This is a genomic window from Ensifer sp. GW821-FHT05G01, assembly GCF_059419585.1.
In genome coordinates this window covers 160999-179552 of the sequence record NZ_JBWKSC010000005.1, presented here as the reverse complement: position 1 = coordinate 179552, position 18554 = coordinate 160999, and the positions used below count along the sequence as shown (strand labels likewise).

The 18554-nt window shown below is 63.5% G+C and carries 21 protein-coding genes, 1 tRNA gene and 1 riboswitch; of the genes, 3 read left to right on the top strand and 19 right to left on the bottom strand.

Annotated elements, in window-relative coordinates:
- Window positions 1-204 precede the first annotated feature (204 nt).
- From rlmH to obgE, 6 genes are all read right to left on the bottom strand, one after another.
- Window positions 205-687: a 23S rRNA (pseudouridine(1915)-N(3))-methyltransferase RlmH gene (gene rlmH, locus AC07UR_RS14545; protein WP_209790438.1), complete on the bottom strand. Its 483-nt coding sequence runs from the start codon at window positions 685-687 to the stop codon at window positions 205-207.
- Window positions 688-953: 266 nt separating this feature from the next.
- A complete protein-coding gene (rsfS, locus tag AC07UR_RS14540) occupies window positions 954-1445 on the bottom strand; it encodes a ribosome silencing factor (RefSeq protein ID WP_173418305.1) in 492 nt (163 codons plus the stop codon).
- 44 nt (window positions 1446-1489) lie between these two features.
- Window positions 1490-2098 carry a nicotinate-nucleotide adenylyltransferase gene (locus tag AC07UR_RS14535; RefSeq protein ID WP_209790593.1) on the bottom strand — a complete coding sequence of 203 codons (609 nt, stop codon included), beginning with the start codon at window positions 2096-2098 and terminating at the stop codon, window positions 1490-1492.
- Between the two features lie 16 nt (window positions 2099-2114).
- On the bottom strand, window positions 2115-3398 hold the full coding sequence (locus AC07UR_RS14530; RefSeq protein ID WP_209790439.1) for a glutamate-5-semialdehyde dehydrogenase: 1284 nt from the start codon (window positions 3396-3398) through the stop codon (window positions 2115-2117).
- Entirely contained in the window at window positions 3391-4560 is a 1170-nt protein-coding gene (proB, locus tag AC07UR_RS14525) for a glutamate 5-kinase (RefSeq protein WP_173418303.1), read from the bottom strand. Before proB ends, AC07UR_RS14530 begins: the two co-directional genes overlap by 8 nt.
- A gap of 1 nt (window position 4561) precedes the next feature.
- Window positions 4562-5572: a GTPase ObgE gene (obgE, locus tag AC07UR_RS14520; RefSeq protein WP_173418302.1), complete on the bottom strand. Its 1011-nt coding sequence runs from the start codon at window positions 5570-5572 to the stop codon at window positions 4562-4564.
- Between the two features lie 85 nt (window positions 5573-5657).
- On the opposite strand from obgE, the gene AC07UR_RS14515 reads away from it, so the two are divergent.
- Entirely contained in the window at window positions 5658-6518 is an 861-nt protein-coding gene (locus AC07UR_RS14515) for an endonuclease/exonuclease/phosphatase family protein (RefSeq protein WP_173418301.1), read from the top strand.
- A gap of 47 nt (window positions 6519-6565) precedes the next feature.
- On the opposite strand, the gene AC07UR_RS14510 is transcribed toward AC07UR_RS14515, so the two are convergent.
- The 4 genes from AC07UR_RS14510 to rplU all read right to left on the bottom strand — a co-directional run bounded on the left by AC07UR_RS14510 (window position 6566) and on the right by rplU (window position 8584).
- Window positions 6566-7150: a GNAT family N-acetyltransferase gene (locus AC07UR_RS14510; protein ID WP_209790440.1), complete on the bottom strand. Its 585-nt coding sequence runs from the start codon at window positions 7148-7150 to the stop codon at window positions 6566-6568.
- A complete protein-coding gene (locus tag AC07UR_RS14505; RefSeq protein ID WP_025425120.1) occupies window positions 7147-7779 on the bottom strand; it encodes a GNAT family N-acetyltransferase in 633 nt (210 codons plus the stop codon). The genes AC07UR_RS14510 and AC07UR_RS14505 overlap by 4 nt, the downstream gene beginning before the upstream one ends.
- A 130-nt stretch (window positions 7780-7909) precedes the next feature.
- On the bottom strand, window positions 7910-8179 hold the full coding sequence (gene rpmA, locus AC07UR_RS14500; protein WP_025425119.1) for a 50S ribosomal protein L27: 270 nt from the start codon (window positions 8177-8179) through the stop codon (window positions 7910-7912).
- Window positions 8180-8212: 33 nt separating this feature from the next.
- Entirely contained in the window at window positions 8213-8584 is a 372-nt protein-coding gene (gene rplU, locus AC07UR_RS14495; protein ID WP_025425118.1) for a 50S ribosomal protein L21, read from the bottom strand.
- Between the two features lie 306 nt (window positions 8585-8890).
- On the opposite strand from rplU, the gene AC07UR_RS14490 reads away from it, so the two are divergent.
- A tRNA-Ser gene (locus AC07UR_RS14490) sits at window positions 8891-8980 on the top strand.
- Between the two features lie 180 nt (window positions 8981-9160).
- Here the strand turns inward: AC07UR_RS14490 and AC07UR_RS14485 are convergent.
- The 3 genes from AC07UR_RS14485 to AC07UR_RS14475 form a co-directional block, all read right to left on the bottom strand.
- On the bottom strand, window positions 9161-9658 hold the full coding sequence (locus AC07UR_RS14485; protein ID WP_209790441.1) for a hypothetical protein: 498 nt from the start codon (window positions 9656-9658) through the stop codon (window positions 9161-9163).
- A 93-nt stretch (window positions 9659-9751) separates the two neighbouring features.
- The gene (locus AC07UR_RS14480; RefSeq protein ID WP_209790442.1) at window positions 9752-10909 is read right to left on the bottom strand and encodes a DUF937 domain-containing protein; all 1158 of its coding nucleotides are present in this window, start codon (window positions 10907-10909) and stop codon (window positions 9752-9754) included.
- Window positions 10910-11357: 448 nt separating this feature from the next.
- The gene (locus AC07UR_RS14475; RefSeq protein ID WP_173418297.1) at window positions 11358-11870 is read right to left on the bottom strand and encodes a hypothetical protein; all 513 of its coding nucleotides are present in this window, start codon (window positions 11868-11870) and stop codon (window positions 11358-11360) included.
- Between the two features lie 267 nt (window positions 11871-12137).
- On the opposite strand from AC07UR_RS14475, the gene AC07UR_RS14470 reads away from it, so the two are divergent.
- Window positions 12138-12299, top strand: a complete 162-nt coding sequence (locus tag AC07UR_RS14470) for a hypothetical protein (protein WP_209790443.1) — start codon at window positions 12138-12140, stop codon at window positions 12297-12299.
- A gap of 179 nt (window positions 12300-12478) precedes the next feature.
- Here AC07UR_RS14470 and AC07UR_RS14465 read toward each other — a convergent pair whose 3' ends face one another.
- The 6 genes from AC07UR_RS14465 to AC07UR_RS14440 form a co-directional block, all read right to left on the bottom strand.
- Entirely contained in the window at window positions 12479-13786 is a 1308-nt protein-coding gene (locus AC07UR_RS14465) for an amidase (RefSeq protein WP_209790444.1), read from the bottom strand.
- 163 nt (window positions 13787-13949) lie between these two features.
- Window positions 13950-14756 carry a class I SAM-dependent methyltransferase gene (locus AC07UR_RS14460; protein WP_209790445.1) on the bottom strand — a complete coding sequence of 269 codons (807 nt, stop codon included), beginning with the start codon at window positions 14754-14756 and terminating at the stop codon, window positions 13950-13952.
- Window positions 14753-15202, bottom strand: a complete 450-nt coding sequence (locus AC07UR_RS14455) for a pseudoazurin (protein WP_327795849.1) — start codon at window positions 15200-15202, stop codon at window positions 14753-14755. The genes AC07UR_RS14460 and AC07UR_RS14455 overlap by 4 nt, the downstream gene beginning before the upstream one ends.
- Complete coding sequence (locus tag AC07UR_RS14450; protein WP_209790447.1) at window positions 15192-16007, bottom strand: ABC transporter ATP-binding protein; 816 nt, start codon at window positions 16005-16007, stop codon at window positions 15192-15194. Before AC07UR_RS14450 ends, AC07UR_RS14455 begins: the two co-directional genes overlap by 11 nt.
- Window positions 16004-17032 carry a FecCD family ABC transporter permease gene (locus AC07UR_RS14445; protein ID WP_209790448.1) on the bottom strand — a complete coding sequence of 343 codons (1029 nt, stop codon included), beginning with the start codon at window positions 17030-17032 and terminating at the stop codon, window positions 16004-16006. Before AC07UR_RS14445 ends, AC07UR_RS14450 begins: the two co-directional genes overlap by 4 nt.
- A complete protein-coding gene (locus AC07UR_RS14440; RefSeq protein WP_327795852.1) occupies window positions 17029-18018 on the bottom strand; it encodes an ABC transporter substrate-binding protein in 990 nt (329 codons plus the stop codon). The genes AC07UR_RS14445 and AC07UR_RS14440 overlap by 4 nt, the downstream gene beginning before the upstream one ends.
- A gap of 232 nt (window positions 18019-18250) precedes the next feature.
- A riboswitch (cobalamin riboswitch) is annotated at window positions 18251-18495 on the bottom strand.
- Window positions 18496-18554: the final 59 nt, after the last annotated feature.

The window sequence follows — 18554 nt, the reverse complement described above, 5'->3', positions numbered from 1 at the left end:
CTAGGCGTCCAGCCGGAAATACCTGCGCACGTATCCGCGAGCCGGAACCTCGTAACGGAGAGCGTCATGCGCAGTTTCAATGCCTCTGAGCGTTTGCCCGGCAGTGTTGCCGGGCGTGAAACGCTCTTGCCAAAAAGCCTAATCTGATTTGCGGGGTGCGACCAACACATATTCTCGTTATCGCGCGCTGCGCGGGCCCATGTCTCAGACACGGTGGTAGGGATGCCCGGAAAGGATGGTCACGGCGCGATAGAGCTGCTCGGCGATCAGAATGCGCACCAGTTGATGCGGCCAGGTCATCTTGCCGAGATTAAGCACGGCGTCGGCGCGCGCATGAAGGCTCGGGTCGAGCCCGTCGGCGCCGCCGATGGCGATCATCAGGTCGCGTTTGCCACTGTCGCGAAAGGTGCCGAGCAGCGATGCGAAGCCTTCGGAATCAAGCGCCTTGCCGCGTTCGTCGAGCAGCACCAAGAGGCTGCCGTCGGTCAACGCTTTTTCCAGCTGCGTGGCTTCGTCGCGCTTGCGCGTGTCGGCGTTGGATGCGCGGCTTTCGTTGACTTCGACCACGCGGGAAAGCTCAAGCCCAATTGCCGGACCGGCCTTGGCGAAACGATCGAGGTAGCGGGCCGCAAGGTCCTTTTCCGGCCCCGCCTTGAGGCGGCCGACTGCGAAAAGTCCGATACGCATGAGCCAATCGTCTCCGTCTGCGCTGGACCGCGCGTTGCACACCTCCTGAAACCGGGATCGATTCAAGGAGAAGATCATGCAGCGCTCTAGAGCCTGACAGCGACCTTCGCGGTGTCATACCGGACGGGCGGCGCTGCAGCTACGATCAGTCGCAACAATCATCTCGGCTGTGATGCGCCGTTTCGGCGATGACAGCCACATTCCCAACATGCATGACCGCAACCCGGCTCGCGCGACGGCTCAGACGTCCGACGAACCCGACGGTCTCAATGCAGCGTGCCGTCCTCGATTTCCGGTGTCGCCCACATCTTCTCGATGTTGTAGAACTCCCGGATTTCCGGCCTGAAGATGTGAATGATCACATCGCCGGTATCGATCAGCACCCAGTCACCTGTTTCCAGACCTTCGACGCGGGCGTTGCCGAAGCCCTCGTCCTTCAGATCCGTGGTCAGGTGGTCGGCAATCGCCGCGACATGCCTGCTCGACCGCCCGGAGACAACGACCATGAAGTCTCCCAGCGCCGACTTGCCGGCAATGTTGATGGTGACGATATCTTCTGCCTTCGAGTCCTCTAGGCTTTCGAGGACCAGGTTAAGCGCACGGACAGCGGCTTCGTCGCTAGATCCCGTGCTGCGTGGGAACGCGGAGGCCGCATATCCCTTGGCGTGTGCTGTTGTCAGGGTCTTTCCTTTCCAAGTGAACAGAACAGGCACTTCCGATTCGACTGTTTCGCTCGAACCGTCAGTAAATGTAGTCATCAAACCAGAACGGTTTCAAGACGCGAGAAATGAATCATTCGATTTCACGCCGTCCTGGCGGACCGAAGGGCCGTCGAACTCATGGAAGAGCGCGGCCCGTGGATGAAGGTCCAGGCGGGTGCCCGGTGAAAAGCAAGGCGCCGAGCGTCGTCCTCGTCAATGCGGGCGTAGTCGAAGGTCTTTGCCATGCGCGAGGACAGATAGGCAAGCGTCGAGCCCGGCCGATCGATGACGGCGATCGGAAACGTGCGGGCGATTTTATGCCAGTTCTGCCAGCGGTGAAAGCTCTTGAGGTTGTCGGCACCCATGATCCAGACGAAGCGAATATCGCTGTTGCGCGCCTGGACCATCGCAAGCGTGCGGGCGGTATAGCTCTGTCCCAGCGCCTTTTCGAAGGCGGTCACCTTGATCCGTGGATCGCGCGCGATCTTTTCGCTGAGTGCGATGCGGTCGGCAAGCGGCGCCAGATTATTGTGGTTCTTCAGCGGGTTTCCTGGCGTGACCATCCACCACAGCTGGTTGAGGCCGAGGCGCTGGATCGCCGTTTCGGCAACCAGCACATGCCCCTCGTGCGGCGGATTGAACGAGCCGCCGAACAGGCCGACCACCATGCCGCTTTCGACATGGGGCATGCGCAGGTAACGGCCGTTCACGTCCGAAGATGTCACGTCAGGGCCTGACCTGACCGGCGCCGCGCACGCGATATTTGAACGACGTCAGTTGCTCGACGCCCACAGGGCCGCGGGCGTGCATCTTGCCGGTGGCAATGCCGATCTCGCCGCCCATGCCGAATTCGCCGCCGTCGGCAAACTGGGTGGAGGCATTGTGCAACAGGATGGCGGAGTCGATCTCGGCAAAGAAACGTTCGACCACGACTGGGTCTTCGGCAATCACTGCCTCGGTGTGTGCCGAGGACCAGGTGTTGATGTGCTCGATCGCGCCGGAGATGCCGTCCACCAGTCGGACGGAGATGATCGCGTCGAGGTACTCCGTCGACCAGTCGGCGTCGGTCGCCGGCTTCAATCCGTCGATGCTGCCAGCCAGTTCCTTCGACACCCGCACTTCGCAGCCGGCCGAAAGCAGCGCCTGAAGCAGCGGCTTTGCCAGTCTGTCCGCAGCATTGCTGTCGATCAGCAGCGTCTCGGCAGCGCCGCAGATGCCGGTGCGGCGCATCTTGGCATTGACGACGATCCTTTCGGCCATGGCGAGATCGGCCGATGCGTCGACATAGATGTGGCAGAGGCCTTCGAGGTGGGCAAACACCGGCACGCGCGCCTCGTTCTGGACCCGGGCGACGAGGCTCTTTCCGCCGCGCGGAACAATGACGTCAATGGTGCCGCTGAGGCCCGAAAGCATGGCGCCGACGGCGGCGCGGTCGGCGACCGGCACCATCTGGATCGCATGTTCCGGCAGGCCGGCAGCCTTCAATCCCTCGACAAGGCAGGCATGGATGGCGCGCGAGGAGTGGAAGCTGTCGGATCCACCGCGTAGGATAACGGCGTTGCCGGCCTTCAGGCAGAGCGCACCGGCGTCTGCCGTCACGTTGGGCCGGCTCTCATAGATCACGCCGATGACGCCGAGCGGCGTGCGAACGCGCTCGATGTGCAGGCCATTGGGGCGGTCCCATTCGGCGATGACGTCGCCGACCGGATCTTTCAGTTCGGCAATCGCGCGAATGCCGTCGGCCATGTCGCGGATGCGGCCCTCCGTCAGCGTCAGGCGGTCGATGAAGGACGCTGCGACGCCGGACTGACGAGCGTTTTCAAGGTCGATGGCGTTGGCGGCGAGAATTTCGTCGCGGCGATTGACGACCGTCTCGGCCATGGCGATCAGCGCCGCATGCTTGCGTTCGGCGGTGGCGACGGCGAGCGGCCGGCTTGCAGCTTTCGCGCGGCGGCCTATCTCCAGCATGACGTTTTCGACGTCATCGGTTTTCCTGACTTCATCAAGCATGGACTTCATCCCTCCGGCCGTCCTTCTCGTCGGCGCGCTTGCCGGTCATCACCAGATCGTCGCGGTGCACCATGGCGGCGCGGCCGGCGTACCCGAGGATCGCGGCGATCTCGGCGGATTTCTTGCCGGCAATCTGGCGGGCCTCGTCGGCATCGTAACCGGCAAGCCCGCGGGCGATCTCGCGCCCTGCGGCGCCGAGAATAGCAATGGTGTCGCCGCGGCTGAACGTACCCTTCACCTCGCGCACGCCGGCGGGTAGCAGGCTCTTGCCGGAGCGCAGGGCGTCTTCAGCGCCGGCGTCGATGGAAAGCGTACCGGCCGGCAGCAACTGCCCGGCGATCCAGGTTTTTCGCGCGGTCACCGGCGAGCCCGACGGGGCGAACCAGGACGAGCGGGCGCCATTCTCGATCGCCGCCAGCGGGTGATCGGGCTTGCCCGAGGCGATGATCATGGCGCAGCCGGCGGTGGTGGCGATCTTGCCGGCATCGATCTTGGTGCGCATGCCGCCACGCGACAGTTCGGACGCCGCACCGCCCGCCATCGCCTCGATCTCGGGCGTGATCTCGGCGATCGTATCGAGGAAGCGGGCGTCGGGGTCGAGATGCGGCGGTGCCGTATAGAGACCGTCGATATCGGACAGCAGCACGAGTAGATCGGCGCCGACCATGGTGGCGACGCGGGCGGCCAGCCGGTCGTTGTCGCCGTAGCGGATCTCGGTGGTGGCGACCGTATCGTTCTCGTTGATGATCGGCACGGCGCCGAGCTTCAGGAGCTGGTTGATCGTGGCGCGGGCGTTGAGATAACGGCGGCGCTCTTCGGTGTCGCCGAGCGTGAGCAGCACCTGGCCGGCAACGATGGCGTCGGTCGAAAGGCTTTCCGACCAGGCGCGGGCAAGCGCGATCTGGCCGACGGCTGCTGCTGCCTGGCTTTCCTCGAGCTTTAATGCGCCGGGGGGAAGTTTCAGCACCGTGCGGCCAAGCGCGATCGCGCCGGAGGAGACGACGAGAACGTCGATACCTTTGGACCTGAGGGCGGCAATATCAGCGCACATGGCGTCGAGCCAGGCCTTTTTCAGCCCGGTCGCGCGATCGACCAACAGCGCCGACCCGATCTTGATGACGACCCGGCGATACTTTTGAAGCGGCTTGCGGGTCTTCGTCATGTCAGGCGCTTTCTTCTCCGGACTTTGCTGCGACAATGATGGTGCGCAGCGCCCGCAGTGCCTCGGTCATGCCCTTGCTGGTGGCGGCCGACAGCAGAAGGGGCTGCTCGCCGCAGGCCTTTGCCAGTGCTTTGGCCTTCACCTTCAACTCGTCTTCGTCGAGCACGTCGATCTGCGACAGGGCGACGATCTCTGGCTTGTCTATGAGCCCGCCGCCATAGGCTTCGAGTTCGTGCTTCACCGTCTTGTAGGCCTTGGCGACGTCTTCTTCCTGGGCGGAAACGAGATGGAGCAGCACGCGGGTGCGCTCGACATGGCCGAGGAAGCGGTCGCCGATCCCCACACCTTCATGCGCACCTTCGATCAGGCCGGGAATGTCGGCGATGATGAACTCATTGCCATCGATGGTGGCGACGCCGAGGTTCGGATGCAGGGTGGTGAAGGGGTAATTTGCGATCTTCGGCCGTGCCCGGGTGCAGGCGGCAAGGAAGGTCGACTTGCCGGCATTGGGCAGGCCGACGAGGCCGGCGTCGGCGATCAGCTTCAGCCTGAGCCAGACGGTCTTTTCTTCGCCTTCGAGACCGGGATTGGCCCAGGTTGGCGCCTGATTGGTGGCCGACTTGAAATGGGCATTGCCGAAGCCGCCGTTGCCCCCGGCGGCGAGCCGGTAGCGCTGGCCTTCGGCGACCATGTCGACGATCAGCGTCTCGCTGTCTTCCTCGAAGATCTGGGTACCGACCGGAACCTTGAGCGTCACGTCGCCGCCACCGGCGCCGGTGCGGTTGCGGCCCATGCCGTGGGTGCCGGTCTTGGCCTTGAAATGCTGCTGGTAACGGAAGTCGATCAGGGTGTTGAGGCCGTTGACGGCCTCCACCCAGACGTCGCCGCCGCGGCCGCCGTCGCCACCGTCAGGTCCGCCGAATTCGATGAATTTTTCGCGACGGAACGACACGGCGCCTGCGCCGCCGTCGCCGGAGCGTATATAGACTTTCGTTTCGTCGAGAAATTTCATGGGTCTGCCATCTGTTTTGTGTATTTGCGCGGTCGTATTTTGCCGCCATCGATATAGGCGGTTCATCAAGAGGTCAAAGAATATCGTGCGTTTTGCCAGCTACAACATCCAATACGGCATCGGTCTCGACGGCCGGTTTGACCCCGAGCGCATCGCTGCGTCGCTCGACGGCGCCGACATCATCGCGCTGCAGGAAGTGACGCGCGGTTTTCACCGCAACGGTCACGTCGATCTGGTTGCCCGTTTCGAAGCGCTCTTCCCCGGTCACTTCGCCACCTTTCATGCCCCATGCGACATCGATATCGGTTCTTCGGTCGAGGACGGGCGCGCCGTCAGCCGACGTTTCCAGTTTGGCAACATGATCCTGTCGCGCTGGCCGATCCTGTCGACCCGGCTGATCTCGCTGCCCCGCACTCGGACCATCAGCCCGATGAACCTGCAGCGTGGCGCCACCGAGGCGCTGATTGCCACGCCGGATGGGCCGCTGCGCGTCTATTCCGTGCATCTCGACCACGTTCTTCCCGCCGAACGCATCGCCCAGATCCGCTTCCTCAAGGAACGGCTGCTCGGCTATCCGCTCGAGGGCGGCGGCATTACCGGAGCTTCCGATTTCGGTTTGGCCGAGCCGCCGCATCCGGAAGATTTCGTCGTCATGGGCGATTTCAACATGCAACCGGAGACACCGGAATACTGTGCGATGGTCGGGTCGCGCGACGCTTATTACGGACGCTCGCTCCGGCTCGAAAATCCGGTCGATACACTCGCCCATCTCGGTCGGCTGACGCCGGAAAGCTATAGCTGGGTTCATCCCGAGGACCCTCAAAAGCGCATGCATCTCGATTATGCCTTCGTCAGCGCGGGCCTGGTGCCGCGGCTGAAGGATGCCTGGACCGGCTATGACGCCAAGGGCTCCGATCATCTGCCGATCGGCTTCGAACTCGAATGAGCAAAGCCCCCCGCCAAGGCATGCCTCGCGGGGGGGGGCATTTCTTTTCAATGTGGACGGCGCAGATCTGCCGCGGTCATCCGCGTTTCGATATGCGCCACCATCGCATTGCGGGCGAGCGCATAGACTTGGGCGCATCCGGTGATCTGGAAGCCGAGCTTCTCCTGGACCTTGAGCGACCCCGGATTGTCGGCGAAGACGCCGGAATGCAGGGTTGTCTCCGGCATGCGCCGGAAGAAGCGCTCGATCGCCGCATAGGCCGCCTCGCTCGCCAGGCCCTTGCCCCAGTAGAACCGGTTCAGCCAGTAGCCGACATGCCACTGGCCGTGCATCAGTTCGATGCCGATGCAGCCGATGTGCACGTCGTCGCCGGTGGTGATCGCCAGTGTCCAGTCGGGGGTGAGCCCGGAGGTCTGGCGTGTCAGCCAATCGAACGCATCCTGCTGATCGTAGGGTGCCGGCACGCGCGCGAGCATGCGCGCTACCTGGAAGTCGGCCAGCGACTGGGCGATCGCCTCGGCATCATCCAGCCGGTGTGGTCTCAGCACCAGGCGCCCGGTCGCGATGACAGGGCACGGGCCGGGACCGGGGCGAACGGCGGTGTGCGACCGATCGGAGGTCAGCGCGTTCATCGCATGCCTCCCCAGCTTCTCAAGGAAACCCAGGTCTTGCGGTCGAGCCGGTACCATTCGACCGAGATCGATCCGCCGAGTGCCAGGCTGCCGACCATGCCGCTGCCCTGGAACTGGAAGCCGCACTTCTGGATGACCCGGCGCGATGCCAGGTTCATGACCCTGCAGCGCGCGTCGATCTGGTCGATGTCGCGGGTGCGGAAGGCCATGTCGGTCAGCGCCTGGGCGGCTTCCGTGGCATAGCCCTGGTTCCAATAGGGCTCGCCCAGCCAGTAACCGAGTTCAGCCGTCTTGCCATCGGGATGCGGCTCGATACCGCAACAACCCAAGAATGCGCCATTGTCCGCTTTGGTAATTGCGTAGACGCACTTGCCAATCGTGCCGGCTTTCGCGCGTCGCACGAAATCGGCGGCGTCGGCCGTCGTATACGGGTGCGGCATGCGCGAGACCATGGTCGCGACATTGGCGTTGTTGGCAAGATGGGCAAGGGCGTCGATATCGTCTTCATGGGGCGCGCGCAGAACGAGCCGGGGTGACAGCAATATCGGGCAATCGGTCCTTGACCTCTGGGGCCTCAGCCTTTGTTCGGGAGACCGTGATTGGTCTTCCCTCAACAGTTCGGTTTGCATGGTTCGTCCTCCAGAACGAGAAAAAGGGGAGTTGGGTATTGCCCCATCTCCCCTTTTCAGGTCTGGCTTGGAACCATCAGGTGCGCCAGCCGGGTCGATGAGACGCCGGCTGTTTTAGAGCGCTACCGGCTTATTCCGCTGCTTCCGCTTTCGGCATTACAGACACGTACACGCGGCCATTGGCCTTCGTACGGAAGTCCACGTTACCCGCCGTAAGCGCAAAAATCGTATGGTCCTTGCCGAGGCCAACATTGGCGCCCGGATGCCACTTGGTGCCGCGCTGACGCAGAATGATGTTGCCGGCGATGACCTTCTCGCCGCCGAACTTCTTCACGCCAAGGCGCTTGGACTCAGAATCGCGACCGTTGCGCGACGAACCGCCAGCTTTTTTGTGTGCCATTGGTGTTCTCCTTTAAACCTTCGATCCCAAAACTCAGTTTGCAGCTTCAGCGGCGGCTTCAGACTTCTTGGAAGCCTTCTTTGCCTTGCCACCGGCAGCAGCGATGTCCAGGATGCGGACGGTCGTCTGGTGCTGGCGGTGACCGCGCGAGCGCTTGGAGTTCTGGCGGCGACGCTTCTTGAAGGCGATGACCTTCTTGGCGCGGCCCTGTTCAACGACTTCGGCGCTGACGACAGCACCTTCGACAAACGGAGCGCCGATGGTTGCATCGGCGCCGACGCCGACCATCAGGATCTCGGTGAATTCAATCTTGTCGCCTGCTACGCCTTCCAGCTTTTCGATGGTTACGACGTCGTTGGCTGCCACGCGGTACTGCTTACCGCCGGTCTTGATGACTGCGAACATTCTTTATCCTTTCATGTTCGGGCCGGCTCTTTACCCCCAGGGGGCAAGGCCGTCTTTTTGTCAGTCGACATTTTGAGCAGGATTTTCGGGATCATTCCCGAGGCCCTGCCGGTGAATGGGCGCAAATCACACCCGCTGCGGTGAGGGCAAGCCACACCACTTCCATTGCGCGAATTAAGGGAAACGCTCCCTTCTGTCAAGAAGAAGCCACGCGCCACATTGGATAATCTTCATCGAGGCCCTTGCCAGCACCCGAATCTGCCGCTATGAACCCGACCGCGCCGAACAAGCGCCGACCGACTATGCGGAGAGGTGGCAGAGTGGTCGAATGCACCGCACTCGAAATGCGGCATACCTGCAAGGGTATCGTGGGTTCAAATCCCACCCTCTCCGCCATCGGGACTTCGATCCTGCCTTAGCCCAAATTTTTTCCGGCTCGCCAGAGCTAACTCAGGCGACGGCTGGCTGTTGGCCGCATTGATGTTCAAGCGCGGTTCCGAACGGAAGCGCGAACGTTCGATTTCCTTGTTTCGGCCTGTGCGGACGGAAACCCGCTTCGCGCTTCCTGAACGGACGTCAGGCGACTTTCAGTGCCGTTGATATTTCCGACAGGGTCGCCTTCTCCGCGTCGCTCACCGCCACGCCGCCGAAGCCGAGGAAACCGCCTTCCTTCGCCGCTTCGGCGACCCGTTGGCTGATCTGGTAGAGCCATGCGGTGAAAGCGGCGGCGTCGCCGGGGGCCTTCGCCTCGACGGTCGTGCGGGCCTGTTGCAGCGTCTCGATGCACCGGGCCTTCATCTCCTCGGGCTTGGCGCCTTTCAGCTTGGCCTGCAGGCCGTCTCGGGCCGTGGTTCGCCCCTGCGACGTCTCGAAATCGGCGACGAGCGCTTTGACGAGCGGATTTGCCGCCGCGTCTGTCTTTGCCTGCAGCAGCGCGCTGCTATTGGCAAGGCCCTCCTTCAGCATGCCCCAGAGCCCGCTTGGCTCGGCCGCGGTCACGGCTATGCCCGCCATCATCACGCTTTCCAGAAGCAGCGTCCATTCGTCCGGGGTGAATGTCGATTTGTCAGCCATGGCTGAGCCTCCATCGTTCGATGTCTTGAGAAGGACAGGGATTGCCGGTGCCCCCGAAACGGGGCGCCGGCTATGGGCGATTGCGTGCAACCATCAGGCCGAAAGGGCCGCGAGCTTCGTCTTCAGCCCGTCGATCGTCGGCTTCAGGATGTCCGAAACGCCGGGAATGGCGAGCACCTTGTCGAACAGACCATTGAGCGTCGACATCATCGGGGTGACGAGGGCGCCAAGCGCCGCCTTCTGCTCGGCAGAGAGCTGCCCGGCCACGCCGGTGACCTTGTCGAGCCCGGTCGAGACGTCCTCGAGCTTCGGGAGGGCGGCGGTCGCGGATGCGGCGTCGGTAACGCCTGCCAGCGTCGTCTGCAGGCTGGCCAAGCCGTCCCGCACCTGCTGGCCGACATCGATGCCGCCCACGGTCAGGTTCGGCTCAGGCGTAGCGGCCTGCGGCGTGACCTGCTCGGGTGCCGCCGCCTGAGGCACGACCTTTTCGCCAGGCCGCCCGAAGAGGTAGAAAAGCAGGCCCGCCAGCACAAGCGCCGCGATCACCCAATAGAGCCAGTTGCGCGACGAGGCCGGAGCCGCGGCCGCTGCCGCGCGTTGGCTGGTGGCGCTTGCCGCGGCGGCCGAGGCGGTGGCGCTGCGGGCAGCCTGGTTGGCCGCTTGGGTGGCGGAGGCGGCAGCGGACTGCGCCGATGCGCCGAGCGAGCCGAGTGAACCGAGTAGGCCCGTGCCTCCAAGCATCTCCCGGACGCCCGCCGGCAACGCGGCGGCGATGTTGTCCTTCTGGCTGGCGAGCAACCCGGCAATGCCGTTGGCGCTCAGGTCGCCGCCGCTTTGCCGGGCGAGACCACCCATGACGAGGGGGGCAAGTGTTGCAAGCAGCGAGCCGCTCGCTCTTTGATCAATGCCGGAAGCGCCGCCGATGGCGTTTGCAAGCGCACTGCCGTCCTTGGCACCAAACAGCGATGAAATGATCTGTGATCCGCTCTGGGCAAGCGATGTCTGGTCGCCGCCTGCAAGCATTCCCATGAGATTGTCGAGCGATCCGCCTTGCTGCTTGGCGGTGTCGGCGATTTTTTGCGCGCCGCCCGGTTGGGAGGCTACGCCGGTCAGTCCGGCGAGCACTGCCGGCACGGCAGCGGCGACAGCGCCCTGCACCTTGCTGCTATCGAGGCCGAGTGCGGCGGCGATGCGTGCGATCATGTCAGGGGTAAGCATCTGCGCGATGTAGGAAACAAGATTGCTGGCCATTGGCTTTTCCTCCACGTTGATGTCGTCGAAAAACGACTCTGCTCGTCGAGCGGGGCTCGACGGCGCGGCAATTGGCTGCAAGCAATTCGCGTTTATGTGATTATCGACTGCGAGATTTGTTTGCCAGGAACCCTAGGCGCCAAAATATTAGCACCTGTGGATGTATTGCGCCAGTTCTTGGCAACCTTTGGAAACAGGGGACCGCCGCCAATGCGAAAGGGCGCCTGCATTGCTTCGCCGCTACTGCCTGTCCGCCTCTTTTCTCAGAGGGCCGCCACAGAACGATGCTCCGGAACATTTGCAACCGGTTTTGGCGGGGCGTCATTTGCTCCCCTCTGCCTATCGACGACATATTTCAACGCACAGACAGCTGCGCCGCGCTCACCCGAGGTTCAACGACCGGTAATAAACGCGTGCCAGATCCCGGCGCCAGGCCTCGATGTCCAGGTCAGTCTTCATGCGTGCGCAGCCATGCCTCCAGTCCGGCAATCACCGCGAGCCTCAGGCTTGCGTTTTTGGCAAGGGCCCGGGCGAGGGATTGCCCGTCGGACAAAAAGCCCATCTCACCCATGACGTCGTCGGGCTTCAGCCGGCGTTTCGCCATGATCGCCTTGATGCGCGTGATCGTGGAAGGAAGCAGATAACGGCCACTGGCGATGGGGGCTCCTGCCGGGAGCGGGGGAAGAGAAGCAGTGTCGGCGACCGGCGATTGAGAGGCCGTGGGCAGCACGCCTGATATCGTCAGCCATGTGAGGAAGCCCTCGCGCTCGCCGGGTGTCGCCTTTGCCCACGAATTCTTCAGTTTCTCCAGGCGGGTGCGCTGCGGCTTCAGGCCGGCAATGACAAGCGCCTTGCGCAAGGAGGAGATCCTGCCCGCCAATACGTCGCCGTAGATGTCGGGAAATTCCGCCTTCAATCGCTGCTCGTAATGGGCGTTATCGCGCTTCGGCTTCTTCGACATTTTCAGTTCCGACGTTCATCTCCCGCGTCCTCTAGCGCGCCGCGGGGGGCAAGGGCGAGCAAAAAAGGCGATACCCCGTGTCGCGTAGGGCAGCTTGCCTGCCCTGAGAGTCTGTGAGTGCCTGAAACAGAGGCGATTGGGCGGAAATGCGCGAAGTCGCCGAGCAGCGCGTGAGGCACCAATTGGTTCGTCCAGCTTTGCACAAGTCGGCCCCCATACCATCGCGCCAAGAGCCGGGATGTGACACGGCGAACAAAGGACAATGATATGTCAAACGATGTCGAGCACTATGCCGATCCGCAGGATGCGGCTGTTGCCCTCTTCCTCACCAACAATGACGGCGAAGAGCTGACCAATGTGCTGGTTGCAGCGCTCGAAGATGCGTTCCGCATCCTTCGCGATGAGGTTTTCGGCGAAACGATGCACTGAGGCGAGGCGAAAACCTTCGCTCGTCACCAAAGCTCCACCGCTGCACTCAGTCGGTGGAGGCTGTCCGCAAACGGTCGCAACCAGAAGAGGTTCGTCGGCTACATGTCAGGCGGATACCGCAAGAGCGGCCTCATGTCGGCCGCCCCAACCGTTGCACTCTTGCCTTGACTCTGGCCGCCTCAGTTGCCCTGCAACAGCGTTTCCACCGAGGCAGCAGTCGCCAGCAGCGTCCTGTCCGTTCCATTCCTGCCCACCAGCATCAGCCCTGCAGGGCGGGTCAGTCCCGGCATCGGTAGCGTTATGGCAGTGAGGTCGAACTGGTTTGCGACCTGGCAGTTGCGCAAGAGCAGGCCTTCGACGCGATCATATTCCGTCTCATTCGTCTCCACCGAGGCGATCGACACTGCGGCGATCGGCGTCGTCGGCAAGACGATTAGGTCGTAGGCTGAAAGCCGTTCGTCCATGGCGCGTGCCAAACCTGCTCTCGTTTCCAGCAGCGCATCGAGTGCGGCCTGCGGTGTCAGCAAACGGCGCCGGAGCGTCGACGAAACCCTGGTATCGACGGGTGCCGCCTCATCCGAGAGCCAGTCGGCATGCACACGGCTTGCCTCGAGGCCAGCGATCGAGCCGATCGCGGTTGCTTGCCGCAAGCGGTCGATCAGATCGTCGATGCTGCATTCGACAAGGTCGGCCCCAGCGGCAACGAGGCGGTCGAGGCTGGCCTCGAAGGCCGCGGCAATCGCGGTGGAGAGGCCGGCCAGAAGCTGGCCGCGCGGCACGCCGATGCGCAGGCCGGCCACCGGTCGGGCTACAAGCGTTGTCGCCGTTTCGCCGGCCATAATGGCATCGGCCGCTGCACAATCGGCAACGCTGTAAGCCAGTGGGCCGATCGAATCGAGGCTGGGGGCAAGCGGGAATGCGCCGTCAAGGGAGACGCGGCTGGCGGTCGGCTTGAAGCCGACAAGCCCGTTCAACGCCGCCGGGATACGCACGGAGCCGCCGGTGTCGGAGCCGATGGCGATGTCGCAGGTGCCTTCGGCGGCTGCAACCGCAGCACCCGAGGACGAGCCGCCGGGGATCAGGCTTTCATCGGTCGCGTTGCCGGGCACCGGATAATGGGGGTTGAGGCCGACCGCGGTGAAGGCGAATTCGGTCATATGGGTCTTGCCGACGATCACGGCGCCGGCGGCACGCAAGCGCTTGACGATAACGGCGTCCTGTTGCGGCACGGCTGCCGTGCGCTTGATGATCGAGCCGGCGAGCGTCGGTTCATCGGCGATGTCGAAGAGATCCTTGATCGAAACGATCCTGCCGTCGAGCGGGCCAAGGGTGGCGCCGATCTGGCGGCGGCGATCGGCGGCATCGGCCTCGGCGCGGGCACTTTCGGCGTAGAGTTTGACATAGGTCTTCTCGTTATCCCGGCGGGCATCGAGCCTCGCCAGGATTTGTTCGAGATGGTCGCGTACGGGAGTTGTCGATTGGGACACGATGAGGAACCTGCCGGTATCTGACGTCGCCGGGCGGCGAATTGATTCTTTTCGTCCGGTCCACGGCGCAAAATTGGCCGTCAGCCAAGACGGCAATCTTCATAGCAGGGCTTTCGGCAAATGCCATGCGGTTGCTGGCGTGCTGCCCGTGCAACCCGGCCATTCAGCCGGGCTTGTGCGCGCAGACAATGAACCGGCGATAGACGAAGGTGCGCAGGCGGTTGCGCAGGTTTGCGGTTTTACGCTGTGCGGCCGCGATCGGCTGATGGGATGCGTGCTCGATGGTCTGGAAGCCGGCCGATTTCATCATCGGCATCAAGGTTTCGACCGTCAGGCCGTCGGCGAAGGGCAGGTTCTGCATGATCGTTGCATGGCGATCGCTGAGCGCACCGTCGTAGTGATTGTCGGGACCGATCACCCGATCGATCTGGCGGATCGCAAAGGTCGCCAAGCGCCCAACTGCGGTCGGCTTCGCCCAGTCGCCGTCAAAAACCAGCAGCTTGCCGCCGGGCTTCAGCAAGCGGAACCATTCGCCAAGCGTCGCCTGCGGCTCGGTCAACGTCCAGACCAGATGGCGGCAGACGATGGCGTCATAGCGCTCGTCCGGCTCCATGGTGTTTTCCGCATCGGCAAGCAGGAAGCGCAGGCGTGGTTTGCCCGCGTGCTTTTTCCGGGCGACGGCAAGCATCGCCTCGGAGAAATCGAGCGCCGTGACGTCGTGGCCGAGGTCGTGGATCAGCCGCGTCACCTCGCCGGTGCCGCAGGCGAGTTCGAGCACGCGCAGCGGCTCATCCCCGAGAAAGGCGCGCACCGGTTGCTGCCAGGCGGCAAATTCCGGACCCGGCGGGATGCGATGGCCGAAGGCGAGGTCGAAGGTTTCGGAACGCTTCGACCAGTAGTCGCGGATCTCATCCTTGAGGTCGAAATTTCTTCGAAGGTCGGGTCCGGTTGCCTCAGCCGCTGGGTTCATTGCGCTGCCTTGGCCTGGTCCATGCGGGCGAAGATCGCGTCGAAACGGCCGCGCGCGCGGCCGGGGACTTCGGCCTTGCGGAAGGCTTCGGTCAGTTCGACCTCGCCGACCTTGATCAGCATCACCATGCCCATGGCGAAATGCGGCGAGCACTTGATGCCGTAGAAGCCCGTCGTGTCGAAGGTGACCTCAATCTCCTCGTTGATCTGGCCCTTGAAGCCGGCGTAGCCGTCAGGGACCATGCCCTCGATCGAGGCGGCGTTGTGGCTCTTATGCCCGACCCGAAACTTGATGCTGTCGCCGGGCTTCAGCTCGACATAGTCGGGCTCGAACACCATAGAGCCGTTTTGGCCGCGATTGAGCATCCTGACCTCGATGGTTTCGGCGAAGGCCGGAGCGGCAGCAAGCCCGAAGGCAATAAGGACGGCGGCGAGTTTAACGCGCATTGTCATGTCTCTTCATCGTGTCGGATATCAAATGCAGTTTTGGTCGCGGGCGCCGGTAGCGCACAAAGCACGAGCCGTCCTCGTCGTGCTCGACCGTCGCGGCGACCCCGAAGACCGTGAAGATGCGGTCTTCCGTCAGGATCTCCGTCGGGGTGCCGAGGGCCACGATGCGGCCGCGATCCATGACGGCGATGCGGTCGCAGAAGACGGCGGCGTGGTTGAGATCGTGCAGGGCGGCCACGACCGTCAGCGGCTGCCCACGCACGAGCTCGAGCAGACCGATCTGGTGGTGAATGTCGAGGTGATTGGTCGGCTCGTCGAGCAGCAGGATCTGTGGCTGTTGCGCGAGAGCCCGGGCGATGTGCAATCGCTGGCGTTCGCCGCCGGAGAGTGTGTGCCACATGCGGCTGGCAAAATCGCTCATGCCCACATGCGCAAGCGCGCGGTCGACGATACCGGTATCGCAGATCGACCAGGGCGAAAGCGCGCCGAGATGCGGGGTGCGGCCAAGCTCGACCGCCTGGCGGGCGGTGATGCGTTCGGTGGTTTCCGCCTGCTGTTCGACCAGCGCGATGCGTTGAGCGATGTCTCGTCGCGTCGTCTTGGCAAACGGCCGCCCTTCGAGGCTGACGCTGCCGGATTTCGGCGGGCGGATGCCGGCGAGCAGCGAGATCAGGCTGGTCTTGCCGGATCCGTTCGGACCGATGATCCCGAGGAATTCTCCGGGCATCACCTCGAGATCGACGGCATCGACGATCACGCGGCCGCCGGCCGACCAGGAGACGGTTTCGGCCTTGAGGCTCATGACGCGGCCCTGCCGCGACTGAGGATCAGCGCGAAGGCCGGCGCGCCGACGAGGGCCGTGATTACGCCGATCGGCAGCACCTGGCCGGGAATGATGACCCTCGACAAGATGTCGGCGGCTATCATGAAGATCGCTCCAGTGAGCGCTGCTGCCGGCAGCAGCAGGCCGTGGCGCACGCCGACCAGGAAGCGTGCGGCATGCGGTATGACGAGGCCGACGAAGCCGATGGAGCCGACGATGCTGACCATGACCGCCGTCATCAGCGCGGTTGCCGAAATCAGGATGATGTAGACCCGCTTGACCGGGATGCCGAGCGAGGCGGCCGATTCGGCGCCGAAGGTGAAGGCGTCGAGCGCGCGGGCATGCCAGAGGCAGACAAGCAGGCCGCCAATCGCCACCGGCAAGGCCAGCGCCACATCAGGCCAGCGCACGCCAGAGAGGTTGCCTAGCAGCCAGAACATGATGCCGCGGGCCTGCTCGGCATTGGCCGATTTGGTGACGATGAAGGAGGTGAGCGCGTTGAAGAGCTGCGAGCCGGCAACGCCGGCCAGAGTGATGGCGCCGGTGCCGCGGCCGGCCCTGAGTGCCAGGAGGGAGACCAGCGCGAAGGCGAAGACCGCGCCGAAGAAGGCGCCGAGCGACAGCGTCAGCATGCCTGCGCCGATGCCGAGAATGGCGACTGCGACGGCACCGGTCGATGCGCCGGCGGAGATGCCGAGGATATAGGGATCGGCCAGGGAATTGCGCAACAGCGCCTGCAGGACGACGCCGCAGAGCGAAAGTGCTGCGCCGCAGCAGGCGGCCACGACAGCGCGGCTGAGGCGATAGTTCCAGACGATGCCCTCGTCGATCGCATCGAGCGGATATCCGGCGCCCCAAAGACGGTTGGCGACGGTTTTTCCCACGACGTCGAGCGGGATCGCGGTCTCGCCGATGGCGGCACCAAGGGCCAGCGCCAGAAAGAGCAGTGCGAGCGCCGTCGAAACGGCGCCCGCGCGGTTGATCGCTGGAGGTGTTGACCTCACTTCGCCAGGCCGGCTTTTTCGACCGCGTCGGCCAGCACCTCGATGCCCTCGATCGTGCGGATCGTCGGGTTCATCGCCTGGGCGTCCATGATGACGATATGGTCGGCCTTGACCGCCGGCATCAGGCTGGTGACCGGGTCGGACTTCAGGAACTTCATCTTCAGCTCCCAGTCGTCGGCGGGGAAGCGGCGGCGATCCATCTTGCCGATGACCACGATCTTCGGGTCGGCCTTGGCGATGGTTTCCCAGCCGATGGTCGGCCATTCCTCTTCGGTGGACACGACATTCTTGATGCCGAGCGCCGACAGGATGTAGCCGGGCGCGCCGTTGGTGCCGGCGACATAGGGATCGATGTCCATTTCGGCGCTGGAGAACCAGAAGACGGCCGACAGCTTGCCGTCGGCATTGGCGATCTTGCTGCGGGCAGCTTCTTCGCGGGCCTTCAGCTTGGCGATCAGGGCCTGCCCACGATCCTGCACGTCGAAGATTTCGGCGAGCTCAGTGATCTCCTGGTAGATCAGGTCCATCGAAAAGGCATTGTGGCGTACGCCGTCGCCACCGGCGGAATTGTCCTTGGCGGCGCAATCGGCCGGCGAGACATAGACGGGGATCGACAGTTCGGTGAACTGCTTCGGCGTGGCGACGATGCCCTCCGGCCCGACATGCCACTGGAACTGCGCGGTGACGAGATCCGGCTTGGTGGCAACGACGCTTTCGAAGCTCGGGTCGTTATCGGCAAGTCGCGGCACCTTGGCGTTGACGTCCTCGTAGCCGTCGATAACAGGGCCGATCCACACGGCTGTGCCGACGACCTTGTCCGCGAGGCCGAGAAGATAAAGAATTTCCGTGGTGCTCTGACCGATCGAGGCGGTGCGCGTCGGCGCCGCCTTAAAGGTAACCTCCTGGCCGCAATTCTTTAAGGTCAGGGGGTAGCTCGTCGCGGCCGCAAGAGCGGTCGTGGGAGCGACGGTCAAAAGCAGGGACACGGAAACGGCAAGGGATGGGCAATAGCGCCCGACGGCATTGAAAATGGCTTTCAAGGGAATTCTCTCTTCTCGTGAGCTTGCGAAGGGTCAGCCGAAGCGGCGACAGCCGGCCGGTCGGATTTCGGGAGACAAACGATCGCAAACGTCGAGAAGAACGGGAAAAGAGGGCGCAAAGCCGCCGGGTATGCGGATCATGGACAACTCCTGTTCCGGGCAACCCCGCCCGTGACGTTGGATCTTCTGCTTGACGGCAGGTCTCCTGGCTCGCGGATCAAGCGCCTTCCACCTGCCTTCCCGCAACGCGTCTGACGCGATCGCAGTGGCATGGCGCGCTGTCGCGCCACTTGGGTGTCCGGCATTCCGCTTACAGTTGCGGGGGCAGCCACGGTCTCGGTCCCTATTGGGTCGTCCTCACCGTGTTCCCTATTAATCCCCGTTAGAGTCATCCTTCGGGGAACCGTCGGCGCTACCCTTAGTGTTCCAGCCGGCGTTACGTCAAGACGAGAGGTTGTCGAAATGGCGCCGCCGTGAAGGTG